Genomic DNA, 24,560 nt, shown 5'->3' with positions numbered 1-24,560 from the left:
GATATCGGATGAAGCCCTCTCGAACGCAGCAGAAGCAGGTGAATATCCGTCTGGACGACGAAACGCTCGCGCGGCTTGATACCTGCCGTAGCGAGCTCCGCGATCAATTCGCGAATATTCCGACTCGCTCGGACGTGGTGCGGATGGCCATTGAGGAATTCCTGGAGAAGCAACGTGTTGGGACGGGGCGCGGTTCGACGAGCTAAGTTCCGACCAGCCCGATGGTGGGGTAGTGCTCAAAGTCGGAGGCTTAGATTCGTTGGGCCGACAATGAGGTTGCCCCAGATCTGTCTCACTTGTGTCCCAGAAGTGTCCCAGCCACTGACGGGGAGGTGGAATGCCGGTGGGAGCCTTGCCGTTGTCCGACCCGTTCTATCGGTGGTCCGGATCGAAGGGATGCCCAGAAAACAGTGCGTTAACGGAGGCTTTGACAGCGGGCGGGGAGTCGGTAGAATACGCGGCTCGAAGACGACAGGCGCGTAGCTCAGTTGGTTAGAGCACCACCTTGACATGGTGGGGGTCGTTGGTTCGAGTCCAATCGCGCCTACCAGATTGTGAAGAAGCGAGTCAGGGTCCGCCCGGCTCGCTTTTTTTATGCCTGGGCGGTCGGTATCGACAGGGCGCGTACGCGGCGTCAGGCTGGCAACGGGCGTGCTATTTGATAAAGGGGGCATCGCGTCGGGCGATTGCTTGTTCATGCGTGATTCGTACCGGTTTTCCTGGCTTCTGGCAGTGCTGCTGTTTCTGGCACTCGCGGCGGGTTGTGCGCCGTTGCAGCCGGCGCCGGAACGCGGATGGCAAGCGCTGGAGCCCCCCGCCTCAGAAGGACCGCTAGCGGAGTGGCTGGAAGGATTTGCGCCGGCCCGCGATCAGGGCAAGACGGGATTCCGGCTGCTGGACGAGGGGGCTGAAGCCTTCCGCTGGCGGGTGATGAGCGTGCGCATGGCGCGCGAACGAATCCAGGTGCAGGCCTATATCTGGCGCGACGATGCTGCCGGACGGGTGTTGATGGGCGAATTGCTCGGGGCGGCCGATCGTGGCGTTCGGGTCTCGTTGCTCCTGGATGACGTCGACGCGCGTGGGCGGGACGCGACGCTGGCCGCGATTGCGCAGCATCCGAACGTTGAGGTTCGGATCTTCAATCCCTTCCGTACGCGCGAGGGCCTGCTGCGGGCCAGTGCCGAGTTCTTTTTTCGTGGTAGCGACCTGAACCACCGGATGCACAACAAGGCCTGGGTGGTGGACGGGCGCCTGGCGATTACGGGCGGGCGCAATGTCGGGGACGAGTACTTCGAGGCGAGCCCCGATTACAATTTTGCGGATCTGGATCTGGTGGTGGTGGGGCCGCTGGTGCGCGAGATCGACCGGTCGTTCGTGGAATTCTGGAACAGTCCGGGCGCGATCGGAGTCGAGCGCGTTGCGCGAAAGGACGGTTCGCCGGAGCGCCTGGCAATGCAGCAGGGGTCCTTGCGAGCCTGGCTGGCGCAGAATCACACCCATCCCCTGATGCAGATGGAACCCTTGAATGGGCAACCGGTGCCGCAGCCGATTGCCGATCCGGCGGCATATGTGTGGACGACGCAAGCCGAGTTCGTGGTCGATGACGAGGCCAAGGCGCGTGCACGAGGCGATGGTTCGCGCGTTGCGGACGCCCTGGGTGAGCGGCTGCTGGGGGTGGAGAAGGAACTGCTGATCGTCTCGCCGTACTTTGTGCCGGGGCGCGACGGGACGGCCCAGCTGTCGCGGATGAGCGAGTCGGGGGTGCGTGTACAGGTGCTGACGAACTCGCTGGCGGCCAACGATGTGGCCTTTACCCATGCCGGCTATGCGCGACGGCGACATGCGTTGCTGGATGCACGCGTCGAGCTGTTCGAGCTGCGTCCGACCGGGCCGCCGCGCTGGGCGCGCCTGGAGCGCGATCGCGGCATCGACGCCTCGCAGGCCAGCCTGCATTCCAAGCTGCTGGTTTTCGACCGCGAGGAGGCCTTTGTCGGCTCGTTCAACCTGGACCCGCGCTCGGCGCATACGAACAGTGAGTCCGGTGTGTTCCTGTCCGAGCCGGTTTTGGTGGAGCAGCTGGCCGCGCTGCATCAACGGGGGATTCGGCCGCAGGTGGCCTACCGGGTGGAGCGGGATGCATCAGGTGGTCTGGTATGGCGGGACGGTTCCGGAAATGCCTACCGCCAGGAGCCCAAGGCCGGTCTGTGGCGTCGGTTTGTGTCCGGGATGACCCGGATCCTTCCCGTCGAGCCGTTATTGTAGGCGGACCGTCCCGGCGAGAGCGCACAACCTAAAGGGAGAGCGAGACATCATGGATTGTGGACAGTGTGGTAAGCAGAACCCGCCAGAGGCGCGGTTTTGTATTCAGTGTGGTGCGCCACTGGCGGCCGGAGTCGGTAGTGACGACGGCCCGCCCGAGGCGCGCGCAGCCTACGGTGGCTTCTGGGTGCGCGTGGGGGCCTATCTGCTGGATGCGGTGATTGTCGGTGTGCCGCAGATCGTGGCGCAGGCGCTGATCAGCCCGGAGACCCTGGCTGCGCGCGGGCCGGATGATCCCGTGCCGCCGGGGGAGGCGGCCTGGTTTCTGGTGAATGTCGTGGTGGCTTGGTTGTACTGGGCCGGCATGCACAGCTCCCAGTACCAGGCGACGCTGGGCAAGATGGTGTTCGGGCTGCGGGTGGTGGACTTCCAGGGCGAGCGGATCTCGTTCCTGCGTGCGACCGGGCGGCATTTCGCGACCATCCTGTCCGGGCTGATCCTGATGATCGGCTACATCATGGTGGCCTTTACCAAGCGTCGGCAGGCCTTGCATGACCTGATCGCGCAGACCCTGGTGGTGCGCAAGGAGTGGGTGCGCTGATTGTGCCAGGGACGACGCCCGACTCCCGGTTCGAGCCGCAGCGCGCGCCATGAGTGAGGCGGCGAAGCATTTCGATGTGGTCGTGATCGGGGGCGGGGCGGCCGGGCTGATGTGTGCCCTGACGGCGGGCGATCGCGGGCGCCGGGTGCTGGTGATAGATCACGCCAACCGGGTCGGGAAGAAGATCCTGATGTCGGGCGGCGGCCGCTGCAACTTCACCAACATGTACTGCGAGCCGGAGAATTTCATCTCCGCGAACCCGCATTTCGTGAAGTCCGCGCTCAGCCGCTACAGCCAGTGGGACTTCATCGCCCTGGTGGAAAAGCACGGCATTCCCTACCACGAGAAGAAGCTGGGCCAGCTGTTCTGCGACCGTTCGTCGAAGGATATCGTGCGGATGCTGCTGGACGAGTGCGCCGCGACCGGAGTCACGGTGCGCACGGACACGCCGGTGACGGATGTGGAAATGGGCGCGCCTCACCGGCTGCAGGCCGGCGCGGAGGCCATTGCCTGCGAGTCGCTGGTGATTGCCACGGGGGGGTACTCCATTCCGCGCATGGGGGCCACCGGATTCGGGCTGGACCTTGCGCGTTCGCTGGGGCTGCCGGTGCAGCCAACCCGTCCGGCCCTGGTGCCGTTTACCCTGAGCGGGCGGCCCCTGGAGGAGCTGGAGGGGCTGTCGGGGGTGGCGCTGGATACGGTGACGACGGCCGGGGGCATGGGGTTTCGCGAAAATCTGCTGTTCACGCATCGGGGATTGAGCGGGCCGGCGGTGTTGCAGGCGTCGTCCTACTGGGAGGAGGGGCAGGCGGTGGCGATCGACCTGTTCCCGGGCATTGATCTGGCGGCGCATTTGCGCGAACTGCGCGAACAGCGACCGAAGCTGGAGCTCAAGAGTGTGCTGGGCGAGCAGCTGACGCGCCGGGTTGCGCAGCGCTGGTGCGAGCTGTGGGTGGAGAACCGGGCGCTGGAGCACTTGAGCAACGGGGATATCGAGCAGGTAGTGGCCGCTTGTCAGCCATGGACGGTGTGGCCCGCAGGGACCGAGGGTTATCGCACGGCGGAAGTCACCCTGGGCGGGGTGGACACCGCTGCGCTGTCATCCAAGACGATGGAGTGCCGGACGATCCCGGGCCTTTACTTCATTGGCGAGGTGGTGGATGTAACCGGGCACCTGGGTGGCCACAACTTCCAGTGGGCTTGGGCCTCCGGACACGCCGCGGGCGAGTACGCCTGAGCGGTTTTCATGCGCCGTGGACACGGCCTTTCGTGCTGTTCCGGAAACTGTGGTGGGGTTTTCCCTGTCGGGTTGGAAGAACCCGCGGAGGGTGACTACTCTTCGAAGGCAGTCCCACGCAGAAATGCAAGGAGCAGGCATGAAGATCGATCAGTTGGTAGAGACGGCCGAAGCGATGGTGGCCCCCGGCAAGGGCATCATCGCCATTGATGAATCCACCGGGACGATTGCCAAGCGCCTGGGCGCGGTCGGTGTCGAGAATACCGAGGAGAACCGCCGCACGTACCGCGAGCTGTTGCTGACGACGCCGAAGCTGAAAGAGTACATCTCGGGCGCGATCCTGTATGACGAGACGCTTCGCCAGTCCACCCGTGACGGCAGGCCGTTCGTGGACGTGATGAACGAGGCCGGCATCCTGCCCGGCATCAAGGTCGATACCGGCGCGAAGGATCTGGCCGGCTTTCCCGGGGAGAAGGTGACCGAGGGCCTGGACGGGCTGCGCGAGCGGCTCGAGGAGTACGCGCGGATGGGGGCCCGGTTCGCCAAATGGCGCGCGGTCATCACCATTGGCGAGACCATGCCCACGGATACCTGCATCGAGTCGAATGCGCATGCCCTGGCACGGTATGCCGCACTGTGCCAGGAGCACGGGATCGTGCCGATCGTGGAGCCCGAGGTCCTGATGGATGGCGACCATGACATCGAGACCTGTTACGGCGTGACCGAGGCGAGCCAGCGGGCCGTGTTCCGGGCGCTGTACGAGCATCACGTGCTGCTCGAGGGCACCATCCTCAAGGCCAGCATGGTGCTGCCGGGCAAGGACTGCCCCGAGCAGGCCAGTGTCGAGGACGTCGCCCATGCGACCCTGCGCTGCCTGGAATCCGCCGTGCCGGCGATCCTGCCGGGGGTGGTGTTCCTCTCGGGCGGGCAGAGCGACGCCGATGCCACCAATCACCTGGACGCCATGAACCAGATCGGTGGGACACCGTGGCCGCTGTCCTTCTCCTATGGCCGTGGCATGCAGCAGGCCGCGATGGAGCTTTGGGGCAAGGATCCCGCCGCCAATTTCGAGAAGGCCCAGCAGACGGTGTTCGAGCGCGCCCGGGACAACGGGCTGGCGGCCCAGGGAAAGTACGGGGCCTGAGGTCGCCGCCTGCCAGCCGCGGTGCGCAAGCGCGGCAGATGGATCGGCGTATATATTGATCTGGATCAAGAAAGACCGTCGGAAGGCTGACTAGCCTGAGATCGTCGGATCCGATCCTCGGCCCAGCAAGGGATGCACGATCCCCCAGCGTGCGCTGCGGGCCGATTGCTTCCGACGGTGTATGTCGCGTCTTGGCCTGTTATCTCCGGATAGCAGGCTTTTTTGTGTCTGCACCGGTGTGAAATGTGACGGGCCTGGCAAAAAGATGGAAATCCGCCAACACTCAGGAAATGGCGTGTTTTCCTCCCGATCTCCATCAAACAGCGCCAAAATACGCTGTTGTTGTGCGCATTCCCCCGTCCGGTCCGGGGAACATTCGCGGTGGCCGTGCGTCGGGAGCTTGGTAAGGGGTGCGATTGGCGTCCCGGATAAAACCAAGCCACCAAGGAGATCCATATGAGTCTTACGCGCAGAGAGTTTCTCGAAGCCATGGTCGCGGCCAGTGCCGCCGGCTTCTCGATGAATGCCTGGGCAGGCGAGAAGGGGTCCTGGAAGCCGGCCGATGCAAACATGTACGACCTGCCGAAATTCGGCAACGTGTCGCTGCTGCACTACACCGACTGCCATGCGCAGCTGAAACCGGTGCACTTCCGCGAGCCGGACGTGAACATCGGCGTGGGCGATATGCAGGGCAAGCCGCCGGTGCTGGCCGGCAAGGAAATGCTGGAATATTTCGATATCCAGCCGGGCACGCCGCTGGCGCATGCTGTCACCCATATGGACTTCAAGTATGCGGCCGAGAAGTACGGTCGTCTGGGTGGGTTCTCCCATCTGTCCACGCTGGTCCAGAAGCTGCGCGCGGATCGCCCGAATTCCCTGCTGCTGGATGGTGGCGATACCTGGCAGGGCTCCGCCACCTCGCTGTGGACGAACGGGCAGGACATGGTCGATGCGCAGAAACTGCTGGGCGTGGACATCATGGTCGGCCACTGGGAGTTCACCTTCGGCGACGAGCGGGTGATGGAGATCATCGAAAACGACTTCAAACCCAACAACATCGAGTTCCTGGCGCAGAACATCGAGGATCGCGACTGGGGCGACCCGGTGTTCGAGCCCTATACCATCCGCGAGATGAATGGCGTGCCGGTCGCCGTGATCGGCCAGGCGTTTCCCTATACATCCGTGGCCAACCCCGACTACATGTTCCCGGACTGGAGCTTCGGCATCCGCGACGAGAACATGCAGCGCATGATCGACGAGTGCCGCGAGAAGGGCGCCAAGGTGGTGGCGATCCTGTCTCACAACGGCATGGTCACCGACATGGAGATGGCGCGTCGCCTGCGCGATGTGGACATCATCATGGGCGGGCACACGCATGACGCGGTGCCGGGCGCGATGGAGATCGAGAATGCCGGCGGCGAGACCACGCTGGTCACCAATGCCGGTTCCAACGGCAAGTTCCTTGGCGTGATGGATCTCGACGTGACCGACAGCGGCATCCGCGACTACAAGTTCACGCTGCTGCCGGTGTTCTCCAACCTGATCGAGGCGGATGCCGAGATGGAGGAGCACATCCGCTCGGTGCGCGAGCCCTATGAGGACAAACTGAATGAAGAACTGGCCGTAACCGACGGTGTTCTCTACCGCCGCGGCAACTTCAACGGTACCTTCGACGAGGTCATCATGGATGCGATGATCAAGGAAATGGATGCCGAGGTGGCCCTGTCGCCCGGCTTCCGCTGGGGCATTAGCGTCCTGCCGGGTTCGCCCATCACCTTCGAGGAGTTGATGACGCAGACCGCGACCACCTATTCGGAGACGCAGCGCAACGAGATGACCGGTGCGCAGCTGAAGAATGCCCTGGAGGACGTGGCCAACTCGATCTTCAATGCCAATCCCTACCATCACCGCGGCGGGGACATGGTGCGAACCTCGGGCATCGAATACACCATCGATCCGCACGAATCGATGGGTAGCCGTATCAGCGACATGCACATCAATGGCGAGCCGCTGGACCCGGACAAGAACTACGTGGTGGCCGGCTGGGCCAATGTCCACGAGCCGCTGGATACCGATCCGGTATGGGATGTGGTCGCCGGGTATCTGCGCGATCGCGACACCATCAGCCCCGGCAAGCCCTACCTGCCGAAGCTGAAGAACGTGGCGGGTGATCCTGGCCTGGATCGCTGATCGGCGTTTGGCTTGGCCCGCGCAAGCGGTCCGGGTAGTCTCGCAGCCGCCGTGCACCATTCGGGTGTGCGGCGGCTTTTTTGTGTGTGGGAGAGGGGTTCTGGGATGGGAACGAGCGGATCAGGCTTTTCCGGCCTGCTGCTGTATTGTCGCGCGGGCTTCGAGGCGGACCTGACGGCCGAGCTGACCGACCGCGCAGCGCGCGCGGGGCTGGGTGGTTTTGCGCGGGTGCAGCCCGGCAGCGGGTACGTCCATTTCGAGCCGGCTGGCTGCACGGTGGAGGGGCTGGCGCGCGCATTACCCTTCGAGGAATTGATCTTTGCCCGGCAGGTCTTTCCGGCGTTGCCCGCACTCGAGGGCCTGGATCGCGCGGATCGGCTGACGCCCATCATCGAACAGGCGTTTGCAGCCGGGTGCCCGGTGGATTCCATCTGGCACGAGATGCCCGATACCAACGAGGGCAAGGGCCTGCGCCGGTTGATCAAGGCCGTGGAACGCCCGCTGGCCTCCGTCCTGCGCAAACGCGGGGTGCTGCGGGCGCAGGCAGGCGGGCTGCGCCTGCATGTGTTCTGGCATTCCGGCGACTGCGTGCAACTGGGCCTTAGCCGGCCCGGCGAGCGCAGCGAGTGGCCGGGCGGCATCCTGCACCTGCGTTCGCCGCGCGAGGCACCCAGCCGGTCGACCCTGAAGTTGGAGGAGGCCTGGCACACCTTCATCCCGCGGGAGGCCTGGGACGCGCGCCTGGCGCAGGGGATGCAGGCCGTGGACCTGGGCGCGGCTCCGGGCGGCTGGACCTGGCAGCTGGTGCGACGCGGTATGTACGTGCACGCAGTAGATAATGGCCCGATGGATGCCCCGTTGATGGCAACCACCCAGGTGGAGCACCACCGCGAGGACGCCTTCTCCTGGGTGCCACCGAAATCAGTCACCTGGCTGGTCTGCGACATCGTGGACAAGCCCTCGCGGGTGGCCGCACGCATGGCGGACTGGCTGGAGGCCGGCTGGTGCCGCGAGGCCATCTTCAATCTCAAGCTGCCGATGAAACAGCGCTGGCAGACCGTATACGACTGCCTCGACCACATCGAGGAACGCCTGCTGGACGCCCGGATCGCCCACCGGATGCGGGCGCGACAGCTCTATCACGACCGCGAGGAGATCACCGTGCATGTCGAGCGGGGCTGAATTGGATGTACTCGCCCTGACGCGACCGTTTTGCGTCCGAAATTGCACGAATAAGCGTCCCATTGGGCGGTTTTTGTGGGCATAAAAGACGTGGAGTCAGGTGGTTACCGTGGTCCGACCCTGGCGGTCACCCGTCGGGCCGGGCGGTGGCCATGTACCATATGTCAGGACCGCAGAAGAGGGTTGCGGTCGGACCCCTGCACCTGGACTGAAGAGGCCTGCTAATGACTCCCGCCACCGAAGACGCCCCTGATCCGCAACGGGAGACTTCGGTTCCGGCCAGTGACGGTTCCGCCACGATCGAAGAGTTGTTGCTTGGCCTGCAGGCGCAGCTCGCCGAATCGGACTCCCAAGCCGCTGTCTGCGATTTCCTGGAAGGGCTGGACGAACAGGCCATCGCCTTGTTGCTGGAATCGTTTCCATTCCGCGAGCGGGAACGCATCTGGTCCTGCATACCTCAAGACCAGCGCGGGGAGGTATTGGCCGAAGTCGGCGCGGATGCCCGCGAACATTTGATGGCGGACATGCCGGTCGAGGAGGTCACGGCCCTGGCGCAGGATCTTCCACCGGAAACGGTGGCGGAGCTCCTGGACACGATCGACGATCCGATCCGCGAATCCGTGATCGAAACGCTGGCCGCGGGAGTGCGACACCATGTCACGACGCTTCATGGCTACGATGACGATGCGGTCGGGCGTTACATGGATCCCGAAACCACCAATGTGAAACCGGATGTAACACTCGAGGCCGTTCAACGGTTTGTACGCATTAGTCACTCGCTGGACAGCGAGTCGCAGGAATTGCTGGTCACGGACAAGGATGCCCGCCTCGTTGGCTCGCTACGTCTGGTCGACCTCGTGCGCAACCATCAAAAAAGGACGGTTGCCGATTTCATGTACATGCCGACGTGCCTGCTCGACACCATGGATATCCGCAAGGCGGCAACCATCCTGCGGGCCCGGGAACTGCAGTTTGCGCCCGTGGTAGACGCCGAAGGCGTCCTCGTAGGTCAGCTGAACATGAGCCACATCATGGAAGATCGTGCGCGAGAATGCGGACGCGACCCTGCTCGGGATGGCCGGGGTCAAGGAAGAAGGCGAGCTGTTCGCACCGATCCGGTTCAGTATTCGCAGTCGCGGTATCTGGCTCGGCATCAATCTGGCAACGGCCTTTCTGGCCGCCTACGTCATTGGCCAGTTCGAGGCCGTGCTCTCGCAGGTCGTCGCCCTGGCGGTACTCATGCCCGTGGTGGCCAGCATGGGGGGTATTGCCGGGAGCCAGACCCTGACCGTGGTCATCCGTGGCCTGGCCATGGGTCAAATCGCCGGTACGAATCGCTGGTGGCTCTTGAACAAGGAGCTGTGGGTCGGCCTGGCCAACGGGATTATCTGGGCATTGGTTGTCGGCCTGGTGGCCCATTTGTGGTTCCAGGACCTGGCGATCAGCCTCATCATCACGCTGGCGATCATCATCAACATGACGGTGGCCAACGTGGCCGGGATCACCATACCGCTGACCTTGAAACGCCTCGGCATGGACCCCGCTCTTTCCGGAGCGGTCATCCTGACGACCGTCACCGACGTGGTCGGGTTCCTGTCATTCCTGGGGCTGGCGACGCTGCTGATTCTGGTCTGAGCTTCGTGTTTCAAGCCTTCCCGGGCCTCGCGGCATTCGCCGATCCGGGTACGCGTTGATGAGGTCCGGGATTACGGTGCACGTGGAGCGGGGTTGAGGCGGGTTCTACTCGCCCTGGACCGTGATCGTGAGCTTGCGCGTGTGGGCGGCGTAGCGGTGTTCCCAGAGGAACAGGCCCTGCCACTGGCCGAGGATCAGGCGGCCCTGGCCGACCGGAACGGTCAGGTCGTTGTGCGTGAGCATGGCGCGGGCGTGGGCGGCCATGTCGTCGTCGCCTTCCATATCGTGGCGGTAGGCGGGGTCGCCGTCCGGGGCCATGCGCGCGATCAGGGTCTCCAGATCGTGGCGGACGTCGGGATCGGCGTTCTCGGTGACGAGCAGGGAGGCGCTGGTGTGATGCTGGAAGACGTGGCAGGCGCCGGTGGTAATGCCGGAGGCGCGTACGATGTGCTCCACGGAGGTAGTGATGTTGTGGGTTCCGCGGCCTCGGGTCTGCTGGGTCAGGGTGTCCTGGTAGACGGCCATGCGATTCCTCGAATGCAAACAAAAAAGCGCCCGTAGGCGCTTGATTGGTCGATCTAAATTGGTGGAGGCGGCGGGAATCGAACCCGCGTCCGCAGGACCTCCGCCTTCGGCTCTACATGCTTATTCTGTCTTTTAATTTAACCAGCGACCACCCGACAGTCAGGGCATGTAGCTGGCGATCCCGGTTGAGTTTTAATGGATCCACGCCGGGCGCGCTTCACCACGAGCTTATGAGAGTCGACGCCCGATACTGGACGCATAAGCACGGCTCCAGTCGGACGGCATCTACCGGTTTTTAAGCGGCGAGTGCGTAGTTGTCGTCGTTGGCAACTATTTTTTTGCAGCGGTTTTAACGAGGTCCACTACAGCCTCGGCATGCACCTCAGGTTTCGCGACCCGCGTCGAAGCCATGTCGCCCCCAAGTACTACATGGACAGGGTAACGCATCGGGAGTTCCCCAACCAGCGCAATTGCGGTCCCGTACCGGTCCCGCGCGGCAGGCGCCTCCGGTACAATGCGCGGCTTTCGGTACGTCCGGTTTCGAGGAAGCGTAATGCGGGTTGTGGAAGGGGGCGCGGCGGTCTCGCCGTTTCGACTGCGGGCTCTGGAGGCAGGGCTGCGGACAAGCGTACCGGGTGCCGGCCCGCTGGCGGCACGGTTCATCTATTTTGTGGAGACTCGCCGCCGGCTGAGTCCGGACGAGGAGGCGGTGCTGGCGCGCCTGCTGCGCGAGGGCGAGGCCTGGGAGGCGCCCGAGTTTGCGGTGCAGCGCGAACTGGTGGTGATTCCGCGCTTTGGCACGATTAGCCCGTGGTCGTCCAAGGCCACCGAGATTGCCCACCATGCTGGACTGGAAGACGCGGTGGAGCGCATCGAGCGCGGCATCCACTGGCAGATCGGGGGCGAAGCGGCGGCGAGCGCGGATCTGGAGGCGCTGGCCGACTCGCTCCACGATCGTATGACCGAGGCCGTGATCGAGGACCCGGCCGCGGCGGCCCAGCTCTTCCACAGCGAGACGCCACGGTCGCTGGGGCGTGTGGAGCTGGGCGAAGACGCCCGCGCGGCGCTGGAGCGCGCCAATGGCGAACTTGGCCTGGCGCTATCCCCGGACGAGATCGATTACCTGGCCGATGGGTTCTCCGCGCTGGGGCGCGCGCCGACCGATGCCGAACTGATGATGTTCGCGCAGGCCAACTCGGAACACTGCCGGCACAAGATCTTCAATGCCGCCTGGGTGCTGGACGGCAAGGCGGACGGTCGCACGCTGTTCGGGATGATTCGCCAGACCCATGCGCGCCATCCCGAGGGTGTGTTGTCCGCCTACAGCGACAACGCATCGGTGATCGCCGGGCATCAAGGGACGCGCCTGATGCCGGATGCGATTACCGGCGAGTATCGTCGCGAGTCGCTGGATCTGGCGATCCTGATGAAGGTCGAGACCCACAACCATCCGACCGCGATATCACCGTTTCCCGGCGCCGCCACTGGCTCCGGCGGCGAGATCCGCGACGAGGGCGCGACGGGGCAGGGGTCCAAGCCCAAGGCGGGACTGACCGGGTTCTCCGTGTCCAACCTGCGGATTCCCGGCTTCGAGCAGCCCTGGGAGCGGGATTTTGGTCGCCCGGGCCGGATCGAGAGCGCGCGCCAGATCATGCTGGACGGTCCGATCGGCGCGGCCGCGTTCAATAACGAGTTCGGGCGGCCGGCGCTGGCCGGTTACTTCCGCACCCTGGAGATGGCGCTGCCGGATGCCGCGGGCGGCGAGACCCTGTACGGCTATCACAAGCCGATCATGCTGGCCGGTGGGGTCGGGTCGATCCGCAGCGAGCATGTGCACAAGCAGGATGTGCCGGCCGGTACCCCGATCGTGGTCCTGGGCGGCCCGGCGATGCTGATCGGGCTGGGCGGCGGGGCGGCCTCGTCCATGGCGAGCGGGGCGAGTTCGGAGCAACTGGACTTTGCCTCGGTGCAGCGCGGCAACCCGGAGATGGAGCGGCGCTGCCAGGAAGTGATCGACCGCTGCACGGCCCTGGGGGCCGGCAATCCCATCCTGTCGATCCACGATGTGGGTGCGGGCGGGTTGTCCAACGCCATCCCGGAGATCCTGGACGACGCCGGGCGTGGCGGGGTGATCCAGCTGCGCGACCTGCCTTCGGCGGAGCCGGGGCTTTCGCCGATGGAGCTGTGGTGCAACGAGGCGCAGGAACGCTATGTGCTGGCGATTGCCCGCGAACACCTGGAGACCTTCCGCACCCTGGCGGCGCGCGAGCGCGCCCCGTTCGCGGTAGTGGGCGAGGCCACGGACGAGGGGCACCTGAAGGTCGAGGACGACCTGTTCCACGAGCCACCGGTGGACATGCCCATGGGCATGTTGCTGGGCAAGATGCCGTTGATGACCCGCGAGGACCGCCGCCAGATGCCACCGGTGACGGACTTCGACCCCGAGGCCTGTCCGTTGGCGGAGGCGCTGGAGCGCGTGCTGCACATGCCCTCCGTCGCGGCCAAGCACTTCCTGATCACGATCGGGGATCGCAGCGTGGGGGGGCTGGTCGCGCGCGATCAGATGGTCGGTCCCTGGCAGGTGCCGGTGGCGGACTGCGCCGTCACGCTGACGGATTTCGATGGGTATACCGGCGAGGCGATGGCCATGGGCGAGCGCACGCCGCTCGCGATCCTGTCGGCGCCGGCCTCCGGGCGCATGGCGATCGGCGAGGTGGTGACCAACCTGGCCGGGGCCGATATCGATGGCACGGATGCGATTCGCCTTTCGGCCAACTGGATGGCCGCCGCCGGGGTACCGGGCGAGGACGCCAACCTGTTCGACACCGTGCGCGCCATTGCCGAGGACCTGTGTCCGGCGCTGGGGATTTCGATCCCGGTGGGCAAGGACTCGCTGTCCATGCGCACGGTATGGGAGACCGAGGACGGGCAGGCGCGGCACATGCACGCGCCGGTATCGCTGATCGTGTCGGGCTTTGCCCGGGTCGCGGATGCACGCCGGACTCTGACGCCCCAGCCGGACCCGGCGGCGGATGACCGGCTGTGGCTGATCGATCTGGGCGAAGGCCGCACGCGCATGGGGGGCTCGGCGCTGGCTCAGGGCTACGGGCATATCGGCGAGACCGCCCCGGACGTGGTGGATGCGGCCCGCCTGCGCGCCTTCTTCGATGCCATCGGCATCCTGCGCCGCAACGGCCTGTTGCGCGCCTACCATGACCGCTCCGACGGCGGGCTGATCACGACCCTGCTGGAGATGGCCTTCGCCGGGCGCTGTGGGCTCGATGTGGAGATCCCTGGCGGCCAGCCGGTAGCGGCCTGGCTGTTCAACGAGGAACTGGGTGCGGTGGTCCAGATGGCCGCGGGTGCCGAGTCCGCGCTGCGCGACGCCTTCGCGGAGGCGGGGCTGGAGGCGCACCTGCACCCGGTGGCGCGCCTGCGCGAGGACGAACAGATCGCCATCCGCCAGGACGGGCGGGATCTGTACACCGGTGACCGTGCCGGTCTGCAGCGTCAGTGGCAGGAGACCTCGGCGCGGATGCAGCGGCTGCGCGATGATCCGGAGTGTGCCGACGAGGAGCTCGCGCGGGTGGATGCCGGTGGCGGTCTGCAGCCACGGGTGAATTTCGATCCGGCCGAGGATGTGGCCGCCCCGATGATCGCGCGCGGCGAACGTCCGCGCATTGCGATCCTGCGCGAGCAGGGGGTCAACGGGCAGCTGGAGATGGCGGCGGCGTTCGAGCGCGCCGGGTTTGCCCCGGTGGACGTGCACATGACTGACCTGCTGGATGGGCGCCAGGATCTGGGCTCGATGCAGGGGATGGCCGTCTGCGGCGGGTTTTCCTACGGCGACGTGCTGGGTGCCGGCGGCGGCTGGGCGCAGACCATCCTGAATCATCCGGCTCTGCGGGATGGCTTCCAGGGGTTCTTCGAGCGTCCCGAGACCTTCACGCTGGGGGTCTGCAACGGCTGTCAGATGCTTTCGCATCTCGCGCCGCTGATCCCGGGAGCCGATCACTGGCCGCGCTTTGTGCGCAACCGTTCCGAGCAGTTCGAAGCGCGCCTGTCGCAGGTGCGCATCGAGCCGGGCCCGGCCGTGCTGCTCGACGGAATGGCCGGCTCGGTGTTGCCGGTCGTGGTCTCGCATGGCGAGGGACGCACCCGCTACGCTGACGGTGTGCCGGTCCACGATCAGGCCACCCTGCGCTACGTGGAGGCCGATGACACCCCGGCGACGGTTTATCCGGCCAACCCGAATGGTTCTGCCGGCGGGGCCACCGGCTTCGCCAGCGAGGATGGGCGTGCGCTGATCATGATGCCGCATCCAGAACGGGTGTTCCGCAGTGTGCAGCATAGCTGGCACCCGGCGGACTGGGGCGAGGAGGGCCCGTGGTTGCGGCTGTTCCGCAATGCCCGGGTATTTGTCGGCTAAGGCCCACCATGGTCTATAACGGAAACATTTGTTCCGGCGACGAGGGAGGCGGGAGCGCACATGGATGACGCCAGTCAGGACGAGTTTCTCGGAGATGACCTGCGTGTGACGACCGCGCTGATGATTGGTCCGTCGGTCCGGCCCGCCACCGATCCGGTGCTGGCGCAGCGCCTCATCGAAAACCTGGACCTGTTCGACGCCGCCCATCCACGCGGCGCGATGCCGCACGAGGACGAGACTTCGCCCGAGGTGCAGCGCCTGGAACACAAGCTGGATCTGTTGTTGCACCTGGTCGCAGAGTCGCTCCACCCCGAGCGTCCCGATCCGGTGGAGGCGACGCTCAGTGGCCACGGGATTGTGCTGCCCGCAGGCACGTTGCCGGAGGGTTGTGAGCGCGTGGAGGTCTACCTCAGCCGCCTGTTGCCCCAGCCGTGCGTGCTAGGCGTCGAAAGTCCGACGACACGCGGAGGCCTGCAGATGACACGCTGGACGGGGGTTGAAGGTCCCCTGGAAGAGGCGATCGGTCGCTGGATCTTTCGCTTGCATCGCCGCGAAGTCGCCGGGAAACGCCAGAAAGTTGACGGCAATCACAAATAGGCTCGATACTGCGAACTCGATCACACCATTGGATGCCGGCCGGGGCTTTTCCCGGGTGGGCGCATCCGATCGCGGCAGTCGGGGCACAGCGGTATGCGGGATTCGGGGGAACAGCAACAGGCGATGCGCATTGCACTTAGCGGCGATGCAGGAGCCACGGACGCAACACAGGCGATCCTGAACTGCCTCGGCTGCGTGGCCGAGACCCACACCAACCCCACTGACCTGATGGATGGCACACCCGCCGCAGCCGTTTGGCTTTGCGGGCCTGCCGCCGAGCTGTCCGCACGCCTGCAGGAGCCGCGCGGGGATTTGGCGCCGGTTGTCGTGCAACCGACTGACGGTGGCAAGGTGCAGGCCGACGGGGTGGATTGCATCGTCGAGCATCCGCTCTCGATTGGCCGGGTTTCTCAGGTCCTCCAGTGGCTGCGCTTCGGTCGCGAGCCGGGGTACGACGATATCCCGGGGCTGGTCGGGTCGCATCCGACCATGCAGGCGGTCAAGCGTCTGGTCGGGCAAGTGGCGCGAACCGATGCCACGGCGCTGATTCTGGGCGAGACCGGTTCCGGCAAGGAGGTGGTGGCCCGCGCGATCCACAACGCCTCCGACCGCGCGGATAAACCATTCGTGGCAGTCAACTGCGGTGCCATCCCGGCGGACCTGCTGGAAAGCGAGCTGTTCGGCCACGAGAAGGGCGCGTTTACCGGCGCCTTCACCGCGCGCGCCGGCCGGTTTGAACTGGCCGAGGATGGCACGCTGTTTCTCGACGAGATCGGCGACATGCCGTTGCCGATGCAGGTGAAACTGCTACGCGTACTGCAGGAGCGGGTGTTCGAGCGGGTCGGTTCCAACAAATCGATCCCGGCCCGCGCGCGAATTATTGCGGCCACCCACCGGAATCTGGATGACGCGGTGGCCGATGGCGGTTTCCGTCAGGATCTGTTTTTCCGCCTGAGTGTATTCCCGATCGAGCTGCCACCCCTGCGCGAACGCACCAGCGACATGCCGCTGCTGATCGCCGCTCTGGAAGACCGGCTGCGCGAGCAGGGCATGGCCCCAGCCCACCTGACCCCTGCGGTGGTTGCCCACCTGGGTCAACTGGCGTGGCCGGGTAATATCCGCGAGCTGGCGAACCTCCTGGAGCAGCTTGCGATCATCTATCCGGATCTACCGGTGGACCTGGCGCAGCTGCCGCCACGGGTTCGTCCGGACGGAATCGAGGATCTGACCCTGCCGCCGACTACGCCGAATGGTTTCGAAGGCGGTTCCGCGGCGGGCGCCAACCTGCTGGCCGGTGGCCTGCCACCGGAGGGCGTCGATCTGCGCAGCTTCCTCAACGACCTGGAACGCGACATGATCACCCGTGCCCTGGACGAGACGGGACACGTGGTGGCGCGCGCCGCGCGGCGTCTGGGCATGCGGCGGACCACGCTGGTTGAGCGCATGCGCAAGTTCGGGCTCGGCAAGGCCTGAGAACACGCGAATGCGGGCGTGAACGCGCCCGGAAATCGGTGTGCTCAAGTGGACGGAATCCCGTCACTCGCAGGAGCCTAGGTGGACGATCCCAGCGTCATAGGCTTGACGAATCCCGGTTCGATCCAGAAAAACCCGCTATAAACCAATCGCCTGCATTGGTGGCGCGATGTTTGCTAGATCTTCCCCGAATCGATACGGGAAGAACTTCATGTCGCGAGCCACGATCCTGCTGGTGGATGCCGAACCCGAACTGCGAGAGGCCGTGGTCCAGGTGCTGGCCACGATCCCGCGGGTGCGTCTGCAGACGTGTACTGCCGACGATCTGGTGCAATCCCTGGAGGTGTCCGCCCCGACGGTCATCCTGCTGGCGCATCCTGCGGACGTGTCCCGGGATGCCCTGAGCCAAGCCACGGCAGCACTGGCGGCAGTCAGCCGCGACGCAAGCCAGGATCAGGAGCTGGCTGCGATGCGACATGGGCTGGAGGCGCACTTCGCGCTCCCGCGGATGGCGGACGAGCTGGCCGGGTGGCTGCGTCCGCGAGTGCGGCCGGAGCCGTCGCTCGAGGTCCCTGCATTGGTGACACGCAGTCCCGTGATGCGCGGCATCGATCGCTTCGTTACGCGCATTGCCGGCAGCACGGCAACCGTCTTCGTTACCGGTGAGTCGGGGGTGGGCAAGGAGGTCCTGGCGCGGCAGCTGCACGCGCGCTCGCCGCGGCGACGGGGACCATTCGAAGCGATCAACTGCGCCGCACTGCCCGAGGCGATGCTTGAGGCGATGCTCTTCGGGCATGCCAAGGGCGCCTTTACCGGCGCGGTCGAGGCGCGACCGGGCAAGTTTGTGCGGGCTGACGGCGGCACATTGCTGCTGGACGAAGTGACGGAGATCCCAGTGCATTTGCAGGCAAAGCTGCTGCGTGCGCTGCAGGAGCGCGAGGTCGAGCCCCTGGGCGGGCGGCGGCCGCAGCGCGTGGACGTGCGCGTGATCGCGACCTCCAATCGCGATTTGCGCGCAGCCGTGGCCGAAGGGCATCTGCGTGAAGACCTGTACTACCGACTGAACGTCTTTCCCCTGTGCATCCCGCCTCTGCGCGAACGTGCGGAAGATATTGTGCCCTTGGCCGAGGCCTTGCTCCGACGCCTGAGTGGCGGCCAGCTCCAGACCCTGGATGACGGCGCACAACGACGGCTGCGCGAACACGACTGGCCGGGCAACGTGCGCGAACTGGCGAACGTGATGGAACGCGCGGTCACCTTGCATGACAACCCGGATCCGCAGGTGAGTGCAGAGTCGGTTTGGCTGGATGCGGACATGGTGAACCCCTGGAGTACCGGGGCCGGCGAGGTGACCACCGGGGCGCAATCGATACCGGATGACGAGAACCCGACACCGATGCTGGAGCAGACCCTGCAGACGCAGGAGAGCAGGGTGATCATGAACGTCCTGCGCGAGTCCGGCGGGCGGCGCAAGGAGGCGGCCGACCGGCTGGGAATCAGCCCCAGAACATTGCGTTACAAGATTGCGCGTCTGCGCGAGCACGGCTTTGCGGTGCCCGCGTCGGGCTAGTGTGCCGTCGCCTGGCATATGGATTGCTTGAGAGTTTCTGTCGAACACGAAAATACGACGGGCCCTTCGTGGTCGGTCGGCCGGCGTAACAAGACGCCCCGGGGGTAGTGAGCATGAGCGAGATGCAGATCCAGAACGTCCTGCAGCAGATGCGTCAACTGACGCAAGCCAACGGCGTGGAAAACACGAATGCGGCCCAGCAGACGCGCGAACCCCAGCGCGTCGGCGGCGCGGACTTCCAGAACGTGCTGACGGAGTCGCTGCGGGGTGTCAATCAGGTGCAGCAGCAGGCGACCGATCTGCAGACGCGCTTCGAGCTCGGCGACGACAACGTGAGCCTGCCGCAGGTGATGACCGCGATGAGCAAGTCGAGCATTGCCTTCGAGGCGACCAACCAGGTGCGCAATCGTCTGCTGACGGCGTATCAGGAAATCATGCGGATGCAGGTCTGATCGGCCGATCGGGCTGAGGGAGAGAACGGACGATGGCCGAAAATGCACAATCCCTGCCCGCGGTGGTGACCGGCGGGATCAAGGAGTTTAACGGGATGCCTGCGGGCCGCCAGCTTGCCCTGATCGGCATGCTGGCGGGTGCCATTGTGGTGATTGTGGCGCTGCTGTACTGGGCGCTGCGCCCGACCTACGTACCGCTGTTTCCGCGCATGGATGCGGAGGATGCGGCGGAGGTCGTGCAAGTCCTTTCGCAGGCCGGTATCCAGTATCAGGTCGATTCCACGACGGGGCAGGTGAAGGTGCCCCAGGGCGAGGTGGCGGGCGCGCGACTGCAGCTGGCCGGCGAAGGCCTGCCACGTTCCGGCGACATGGGCTTCGAGCTGCTGCAGGAGGATACCGGCCTGGGTACGAGCCGGATGATCGAGGGGGCGCGCCACCATCGGGCGATGGAGGGCGAACTGGCGCGTACTGTGGCATCGCTGAATGCGGTGGACCGCGCGCGTGTGCACATTGCCGAGGGTGAGCAGTCGGTGTTCGTGCGTGATCGGCGCCCGGCCAGCGCGTCGGTGGTCGTGCACCTGCGCGGTGGGCGGTCCCTGAGCGAGTCGCAGGTCGGTGCGATCGTGCACCTGGTCGCGTCCAGCACCTCTGATCTGGATCCTGATCGGGTCACTGTGGTGGACCAAAGTGGGACGCTCCTGACCCAGGATGGCGGCGAGAGGGGCATGGGTGGTAGTGGCGACCGCCTGAGTTTCACCCGCGACGTGGAGACCCGCTATACCGACCGTATCCGTGACCTGCTGATTCCGATCGTCGGGCGCGACAAGGTCCGGGTGCAGGTGAACGCGGACATCGACTTCTCGAGCGTCGAGCGCACCGAGGAACTGTACGATCCCGAGACGATTGCCCTGCGGTCCGAGCAGACCCGCGAGGACGAGCGCACGGGACCCGAGGGCGGTATCGGGGGTGTCCCCGGGGCGCTGACTAACCAGCCGCCCGCCGGTGGGGTTGTCGGCGAGGAAGGCGAGGAGGGTGATGGCCCGCCCGCGGCTCTCCCGGGCAGCCGCAGCACCAATATCACCCGCAACTACGAGGTGGATCGCCGCATCAACCATATCCGCGAAATGCCGGGCGGCGTGCAGCGCGTGTCCACGGCCGTGGTGGTGGACTTCCGCCAGGAGGTCAACGAGGACGGCGAGACCGTGCAGGTGGCGAGGGATGCGGAGGAACTGCAACGCATCGAGGCGCTGGTGCGCGAGGCGGTAGGATTCAATGCCGAACGGGGGGATACGATCAATGTAGTGACCGCCCCGTTCGAGGCACCCATCGAGGCGGTGGCGGCGGACGAAATCGCGTTCTGGGAACAACCCTGGTTCATCGAGGTGGTCAAGATCGTGGCGGCATTGCTGCTGGCTCTGATTATCCTGTTGACGGTGGTGCGTCCGGCGATGAAACATCTGATGAAGCGGCCGGCTCCGCCGCCGCGGCGCGAGGAAGATCGCGAGGCGCTGACCGACGAGTCAGGCGGCAGCGAGACGGGCATGGCAATGGGCCAGGGCGAGGGTTCGGCCGTGGCTGCGCTGACTGGCCCCAAGGGGCCGGACCAGCAGGAGATGGATCTGGAGGCGGTGCGCGAGATGGTCCGCGAGGACCCCAAGCGCGTGGCACAGGTGATGAAGACGTGGTTGGGTGACGATGGCCGCTGACAAGAACGCCAAACAGGAAGGTGCCGAGCGCGCCGCCGTGTTCATGATGAGCCTCGGCGAGGACGCCGCCGCCGAGGTCATGCGCCACATGGGGCCCAAGGAGGTGCAGAAGATTGGCACCGCGATGGCCTCCATGGACCGCATTTCGCGCAGTGACGTGAACGCGGCGCTGCACGAGTTCTCCACTCACGTGCAGGAACAGACGGCGCTGGGGGTGGGTGCCGACGAGTACGTGCGCAGCGTCATGGAGAGCGCGCTGGGTGACAAGGCCTCGGGCCTGATCGACCGCATCCTGCTGGGACGCAATTCCAAGGGGATCGAGGCACTCAAGTGGCTGGACCCGCGGGCGATCGCGGACATGCTGCGCAACGAGCACCCGCAGATCGTGGCGATTGTGCTTTCCCACCTCGACTCCGACCAGGCCTCGGACACCCTGCAGTACCTGCCCGCGCGGGTGCAGTCCGACATCGTGATGCGCATTGCGACCATGGATGGCGTCCAGCCCCAGGCCCTGCAGGAGCTGGACGAGATCCTCGACCGTCAGCTTTCCGGCAATGCCGCGAGCAAGACGTCGATGCTGGGTGGCGTGCGTTCGGCGGCCAACATCATGAACTTGATGGAGGGCTCACGGGAGGCGGAGATCATGGATACGATCAAGGAGTCCGATTCCGATCTGGGTTCGCGGATCGAGGAAGAGATGTTCGTGTTCGAGAACCTGGTGGAGATCGACGACCGCGGTATCCAGACGCTGATGCGCGAGATCCAGACGGAATCGCTGGTGCTTGCCATGAAGGGTGCCGACGACGACATGAAGGACAAGATCTTCCGCAACATGTCCAAGCGCGCGGCCGAGATGCTGCGCGAGGACCTCGAGGCCAAGGGCCCGGTCCGGGTCAGCGAGGTCGAGGGCGCGCAGAAGGAGATCCTGTCCGTGGCCCGCCGGCTTGCGGAGAACGGCGATATCGTGCTGGGTGGCGGTGGTAGCGAGGCGATGTTGTGACCGATGGCCCGGCGGCCAGGCTTTACACCGACGCGGCGGCATCGCTTTGGGAGCCGCCGGAGATTGGTGACAATGGGGTCCATCCCCCGCGTCGCCTGCCGACGGCCGCCGAGATCGAGGAGATCGAGGACGAAGCCCGCAAGAACGGGTTCGAGGGCGGTTATGCCGAGGGGCATGAGCTTGGCAAGAAAGAGGCCGAGAAGGCCACCCGGGCGCGCGAGGACAAGAAACTGCGCGAGACGGTCGCCATGCTGGAATCCGTGGCCGGCGGCCTTGCTGATCCCCTGGCGGATGCCGCGGATGCCCTGGAGCCGGAGTTGTTGGCGCTGGTGACGGCGCTTGCACGCAAGGTCGTCCAGAGCGAGTTGGAGACGCGACCGGAGCAGATCCGGACGGTCCTGGAGGGGGCATTGGCCCAGCTTCCCGGGCGCAACCAGGAGGTTCGGGTGCACTTGAACCCGGAGGACCAGGCGCTGGTGGAGGCCTATGGTGAGCGGGCGGATGCGCGCATCACCTGGGTCCCGGACGCGGGCCTGGCGCGCGGCGGTTGTCGCCTCGAATCGGGCGCGGCGAGCGTCGACGCAAGTCTCGAGCGGCGTTTGCAGCACGCGGTGGAAGCCCTCTGGGATGGCGAGTATCCGGAGATGGACAGCGCACCCGACGAGGAACATCACCAGTCCGCCACTTCCATGGACAGCGCGGCCCCGGAGGATTCATGAGTACCCCGATCGACGAGGTGCGCCGGAAGGGCCGGGAGCGGCTGAATAGCGGCTTGCTGGATCGTCTGCAGCAGTCACGCGGGCGGGTCGAGCGGGTCAACCCACCGCAGTCGGAGGGTCACCTGTCGCGCCTGACCGGCCTGACGCTGGAGGCGGAAGGCCTGCGCTTGCCCATTGGAGGGCGCGCGCTGATCCACGGCGAGAACGGAGACACGGTGCCGGCCGAGGTCGTCGGTTTCCAGAATGAACGCACGTTCCTGATGCCCGAGGAGATCGCGGCGGGCCTGACCCCCGGCGCGCGCATCGAACCGCTGGACAACCAGCGTCAGATTCCGGTCGGGGAGGGGTTGCTGGGCCGCGTGATCGATGCCAACGGGCAGCCGCTGGACGGAAAAGGCCCGATCCGTACCCATGATTTTGGGCTGTTGGCCGGGCGGCCGATCAACCCCCTGCAACGCGCACCGGTCCGTGAGCCGCTGGATGTGGGGATCCGGGCAATCAATGGTCTGCTGTCGGTGGGTCGTGGTCAGCGCCTCGGTCTGTTCGCCGGATCCGGGGTCGGCAAGAGTGTGCTGCTGGGGATGATGACGCGCAACACGACGGCGGACGTGATCGTGGTCGGACTGATCGGCGAGCGCGGTCGGGAAGTGAACGAGTTCATCCACGAGATTCTCGACGAGGAATCGCGCACGCGCACGGTGGTGGTCGCGGTGCCGGCCGACCAGTCGCCGCTGCTGCGCCAGCACGGGGCCTGGGTGGCCACTGCGGTGGCGGAGCATTTCCGCGACCAGGGCCTGCACGTGCTGTTGCTGATGGACTCCCTGACCCGCTTTGCCCAGGGCGCCCGCGAGATCGCGATGGCGATCGGCGAGCCGCCGGCCTCCAAGGGGTATGCGGCATCGGTATTTGCGCGCCTGCCGCAACTGGTGGAGCGCGCTGGCAACGGCGACGTAGGGGGCGGCTCGATTACCGCCTTCTATACCGTGCTCGCCGAGGGCGATGATCAGAACGATCCGATCGTGGACGCCGCGCGCGCGATCCTGGACGGCCATGTCGTGCTGTCGCGCGAGGTGGCAGAGACCGGGCGCTACCCGGCGATCGATGTCGGTGCATCGGTCTCGCGCGTGATGTCTTCGCTGATCTCGCCGGAACACGAGCGGGCGGCGCGACGCTTCCGCGGCCTCTCCGCCACCTATATGCAGAACCGCGATCTGATCGCGGTCGGGGCCTATCGCAAGGGGGCCGACCCGCATCTGGACGAGGCAGTGGCGATGCACGAGCGCCTCGAGGCGTATCTGGCGCAGGGTCGCGAAGAGGCCGTCGGCTTTGACCGGGCGCGGGATGACCTGCTGGCGCTGGTGGGCGGGGCGGTATGAACCCGAAGCGCCTGGAACGACTGTTGCGCCTGCGCCGGATCGAGGAGAGCGAGGCCACCCGCCAGTTGGGTGAACGTCTGCAGCAACTGGATGGCATTGCCGGTCAGCGCGATCGCCTGGAAACCTATCAGCGCGAGTATCTGCAGGCGACCCTTCCGGATGACGCCAACGCCCTCAAGTGGTTGGCGGGCATGCGCGACCAGTTGCGCTCGGCGCTGGAGCAACAGGACCTGCGCATTCAGGCGGCGGAGTCGCAGGTGGAGACCGCGCGCCAGGAGTGGCTGGAGCGCCACCGCAACAGCCTGTCGCTGGAAAAGCTGCTGCAACGCCGGAAGGCCGAGACGGCGCAACACGGCGCCCGGCGCCAGCAGACCGAACAGGATTTGTGGGCCACGCGGCAGGCTCATGCGCGCGAGGAAGCGTCGCGTTGGCAAGGTTCTTGAATGGACCGTGACTATCGATTAG

General features: G+C 65.7%; 20 protein-coding genes, 1 tRNA gene, 1 other RNA gene and 1 pseudogene. 20 read left to right on the top strand and 3 right to left on the bottom strand.

Annotated elements, in window-relative coordinates:
* The first annotated feature begins 8 nt into the window (after positions 1-8).
* From D573_RS0103040 to D573_RS14755, 9 genes and pseudogenes are all read left to right on the top strand, one after another.
* The gene (locus D573_RS0103040; RefSeq protein ID WP_018937657.1) at positions 9-206 is read left to right on the top strand and encodes a ribbon-helix-helix domain-containing protein; all 198 of its coding nucleotides are present in this window, start codon (positions 9-11) and stop codon (positions 204-206) included.
* 267 nt (positions 207-473) lie between these two features.
* A tRNA-Val gene (locus tag D573_RS0103035) sits at positions 474-550 on the top strand.
* A 146-nt stretch (positions 551-696) separates the two neighbouring features.
* On the top strand, positions 697-2,262 hold the full coding sequence (locus D573_RS0103030; RefSeq protein WP_018937656.1) for a phospholipase D family protein: 1,566 nt from the start codon (positions 697-699) through the stop codon (positions 2,260-2,262).
* A gap of 49 nt (positions 2,263-2,311) precedes the next feature.
* Complete coding sequence (locus D573_RS0103025; RefSeq protein ID WP_026287899.1) at positions 2,312-2,860, top strand: RDD family protein; 549 nt, start codon at positions 2,312-2,314, stop codon at positions 2,858-2,860.
* A gap of 49 nt (positions 2,861-2,909) precedes the next feature.
* Positions 2,910-4,097 (top strand): NAD(P)/FAD-dependent oxidoreductase, encoded by a 1,188-nt coding sequence (locus tag D573_RS0103020; protein ID WP_018937654.1) that lies wholly within the window; start codon positions 2,910-2,912, stop codon positions 4,095-4,097.
* A gap of 139 nt (positions 4,098-4,236) precedes the next feature.
* Positions 4,237-5,241, top strand: a complete 1,005-nt coding sequence (locus D573_RS0103015; RefSeq protein ID WP_018937653.1) for a class I fructose-bisphosphate aldolase — start codon at positions 4,237-4,239, stop codon at positions 5,239-5,241.
* 456 nt (positions 5,242-5,697) lie between these two features.
* The gene (gene soxB / locus D573_RS0103010) at positions 5,698-7,431 is read left to right on the top strand and encodes a thiosulfohydrolase SoxB (RefSeq protein ID WP_018937652.1); all 1,734 of its coding nucleotides are present in this window, start codon (positions 5,698-5,700) and stop codon (positions 7,429-7,431) included.
* 105 nt (positions 7,432-7,536) lie between these two features.
* On the top strand, positions 7,537-8,613 hold the full coding sequence (gene rlmM / locus D573_RS0103005; RefSeq protein WP_018937651.1) for a 23S rRNA (cytidine(2498)-2'-O)-methyltransferase RlmM: 1,077 nt from the start codon (positions 7,537-7,539) through the stop codon (positions 8,611-8,613).
* A 224-nt stretch (positions 8,614-8,837) separates the two neighbouring features.
* Positions 8,838-9,239: pseudogene (locus D573_RS14755) on the top strand (magnesium transporter MgtE N-terminal domain-containing protein); the annotation flags it as partial.
* 213 nt (positions 9,240-9,452) lie between these two features.
* Here D573_RS14755 and D573_RS14750 read toward each other — a convergent pair.
* Complete coding sequence (locus D573_RS14750) at positions 9,453-9,641, bottom strand: hypothetical protein (protein WP_018937649.1); 189 nt, start codon at positions 9,639-9,641, stop codon at positions 9,453-9,455.
* Between the two features lie 13 nt (positions 9,642-9,654).
* Between D573_RS14750 and D573_RS14745 the strand changes: the two genes are divergently transcribed.
* Positions 9,655-10,248, top strand: a complete 594-nt coding sequence (locus tag D573_RS14745; protein ID WP_018937648.1) for a magnesium transporter — start codon at positions 9,655-9,657, stop codon at positions 10,246-10,248.
* A gap of 105 nt (positions 10,249-10,353) precedes the next feature.
* Here the strand turns inward: D573_RS14745 and D573_RS0102995 are convergent, their stop codons facing one another.
* Together D573_RS0102995 and ssrA are read right to left on the bottom strand one after the other, a co-directional pair.
* On the bottom strand, positions 10,354-10,773 hold the full coding sequence (locus D573_RS0102995; RefSeq protein ID WP_018937647.1) for a secondary thiamine-phosphate synthase enzyme YjbQ: 420 nt from the start codon (positions 10,771-10,773) through the stop codon (positions 10,354-10,356).
* A 59-nt stretch (positions 10,774-10,832) separates the two neighbouring features.
* Positions 10,833-11,193: a transfer-messenger RNA gene (gene ssrA, locus D573_RS14040) on the bottom strand.
* A 133-nt stretch (positions 11,194-11,326) separates the two neighbouring features.
* On the opposite strand from ssrA, the gene purL reads away from it, so the two are divergent.
* The 10 genes from purL to D573_RS0102945 all read left to right on the top strand — a co-directional run bounded on the left by purL (position 11,327) and on the right by D573_RS0102945 (position 24,538).
* Entirely contained in the window at positions 11,327-15,202 is a 3,876-nt protein-coding gene (purL, locus tag D573_RS0102990; protein ID WP_018937646.1) for a phosphoribosylformylglycinamidine synthase, read from the top strand.
* Positions 15,203-15,262: 60 nt separating this feature from the next.
* Positions 15,263-15,799: a PilZ domain-containing protein gene (locus tag D573_RS0102985; RefSeq protein WP_018937645.1), complete on the top strand. Its 537-nt coding sequence runs from the start codon at positions 15,263-15,265 to the stop codon at positions 15,797-15,799.
* Positions 15,800-15,892: 93 nt separating this feature from the next.
* Positions 15,893-17,272: a sigma-54-dependent Fis family transcriptional regulator gene (locus tag D573_RS0102980; protein ID WP_018939166.1), complete on the top strand. Its 1,380-nt coding sequence runs from the start codon at positions 15,893-15,895 to the stop codon at positions 17,270-17,272.
* Between the two features lie 211 nt (positions 17,273-17,483).
* Positions 17,484-18,842: a sigma-54-dependent Fis family transcriptional regulator gene (locus tag D573_RS0102975; protein WP_018937643.1), complete on the top strand. Its 1,359-nt coding sequence runs from the start codon at positions 17,484-17,486 to the stop codon at positions 18,840-18,842.
* A 113-nt stretch (positions 18,843-18,955) separates the two neighbouring features.
* The gene (gene fliE / locus D573_RS0102970; protein ID WP_018937642.1) at positions 18,956-19,294 is read left to right on the top strand and encodes a flagellar hook-basal body complex protein FliE; all 339 of its coding nucleotides are present in this window, start codon (positions 18,956-18,958) and stop codon (positions 19,292-19,294) included.
* Between the two features lie 32 nt (positions 19,295-19,326).
* Entirely contained in the window at positions 19,327-21,000 is a 1,674-nt protein-coding gene (gene fliF, locus D573_RS0102965) for a flagellar basal-body MS-ring/collar protein FliF (RefSeq protein ID WP_018937641.1), read from the top strand.
* On the top strand, positions 20,990-22,000 hold the full coding sequence (gene fliG / locus D573_RS0102960) for a flagellar motor switch protein FliG (protein WP_018145758.1): 1,011 nt from the start codon (positions 20,990-20,992) through the stop codon (positions 21,998-22,000). The genes fliF and fliG overlap by 11 nt, the downstream gene beginning before the upstream one ends.
* Positions 21,997-22,719 (top strand): FliH/SctL family protein, encoded by a 723-nt coding sequence (locus tag D573_RS0102955; protein WP_018937640.1) that lies wholly within the window; start codon positions 21,997-21,999, stop codon positions 22,717-22,719. Before fliG ends, D573_RS0102955 begins: the two co-directional genes overlap by 4 nt.
* Positions 22,716-24,095 carry a FliI/YscN family ATPase gene (locus D573_RS0102950; protein ID WP_018937639.1) on the top strand — a complete coding sequence of 460 codons (1,380 nt, stop codon included), beginning with the start codon at positions 22,716-22,718 and terminating at the stop codon, positions 24,093-24,095. The genes D573_RS0102955 and D573_RS0102950 overlap by 4 nt, the downstream gene beginning before the upstream one ends.
* Positions 24,092-24,538 (top strand): flagellar export protein FliJ, encoded by a 447-nt coding sequence (locus D573_RS0102945; protein WP_018937638.1) that lies wholly within the window; start codon positions 24,092-24,094, stop codon positions 24,536-24,538. The genes D573_RS0102950 and D573_RS0102945 overlap by 4 nt, the downstream gene beginning before the upstream one ends.
* Positions 24,539-24,560: the final 22 nt, after the last annotated feature.

Source organism: Thioalkalivibrio sp. AKL9 (assembly GCF_000377825.1).
In the GTDB taxonomy this organism is placed as follows: domain Bacteria; phylum Pseudomonadota; class Gammaproteobacteria; order Ectothiorhodospirales; family Ectothiorhodospiraceae; genus Thioalkalivibrio; species Thioalkalivibrio versutus.
This window is presented reverse-complemented; position numbering and strand designations above follow the sequence as displayed.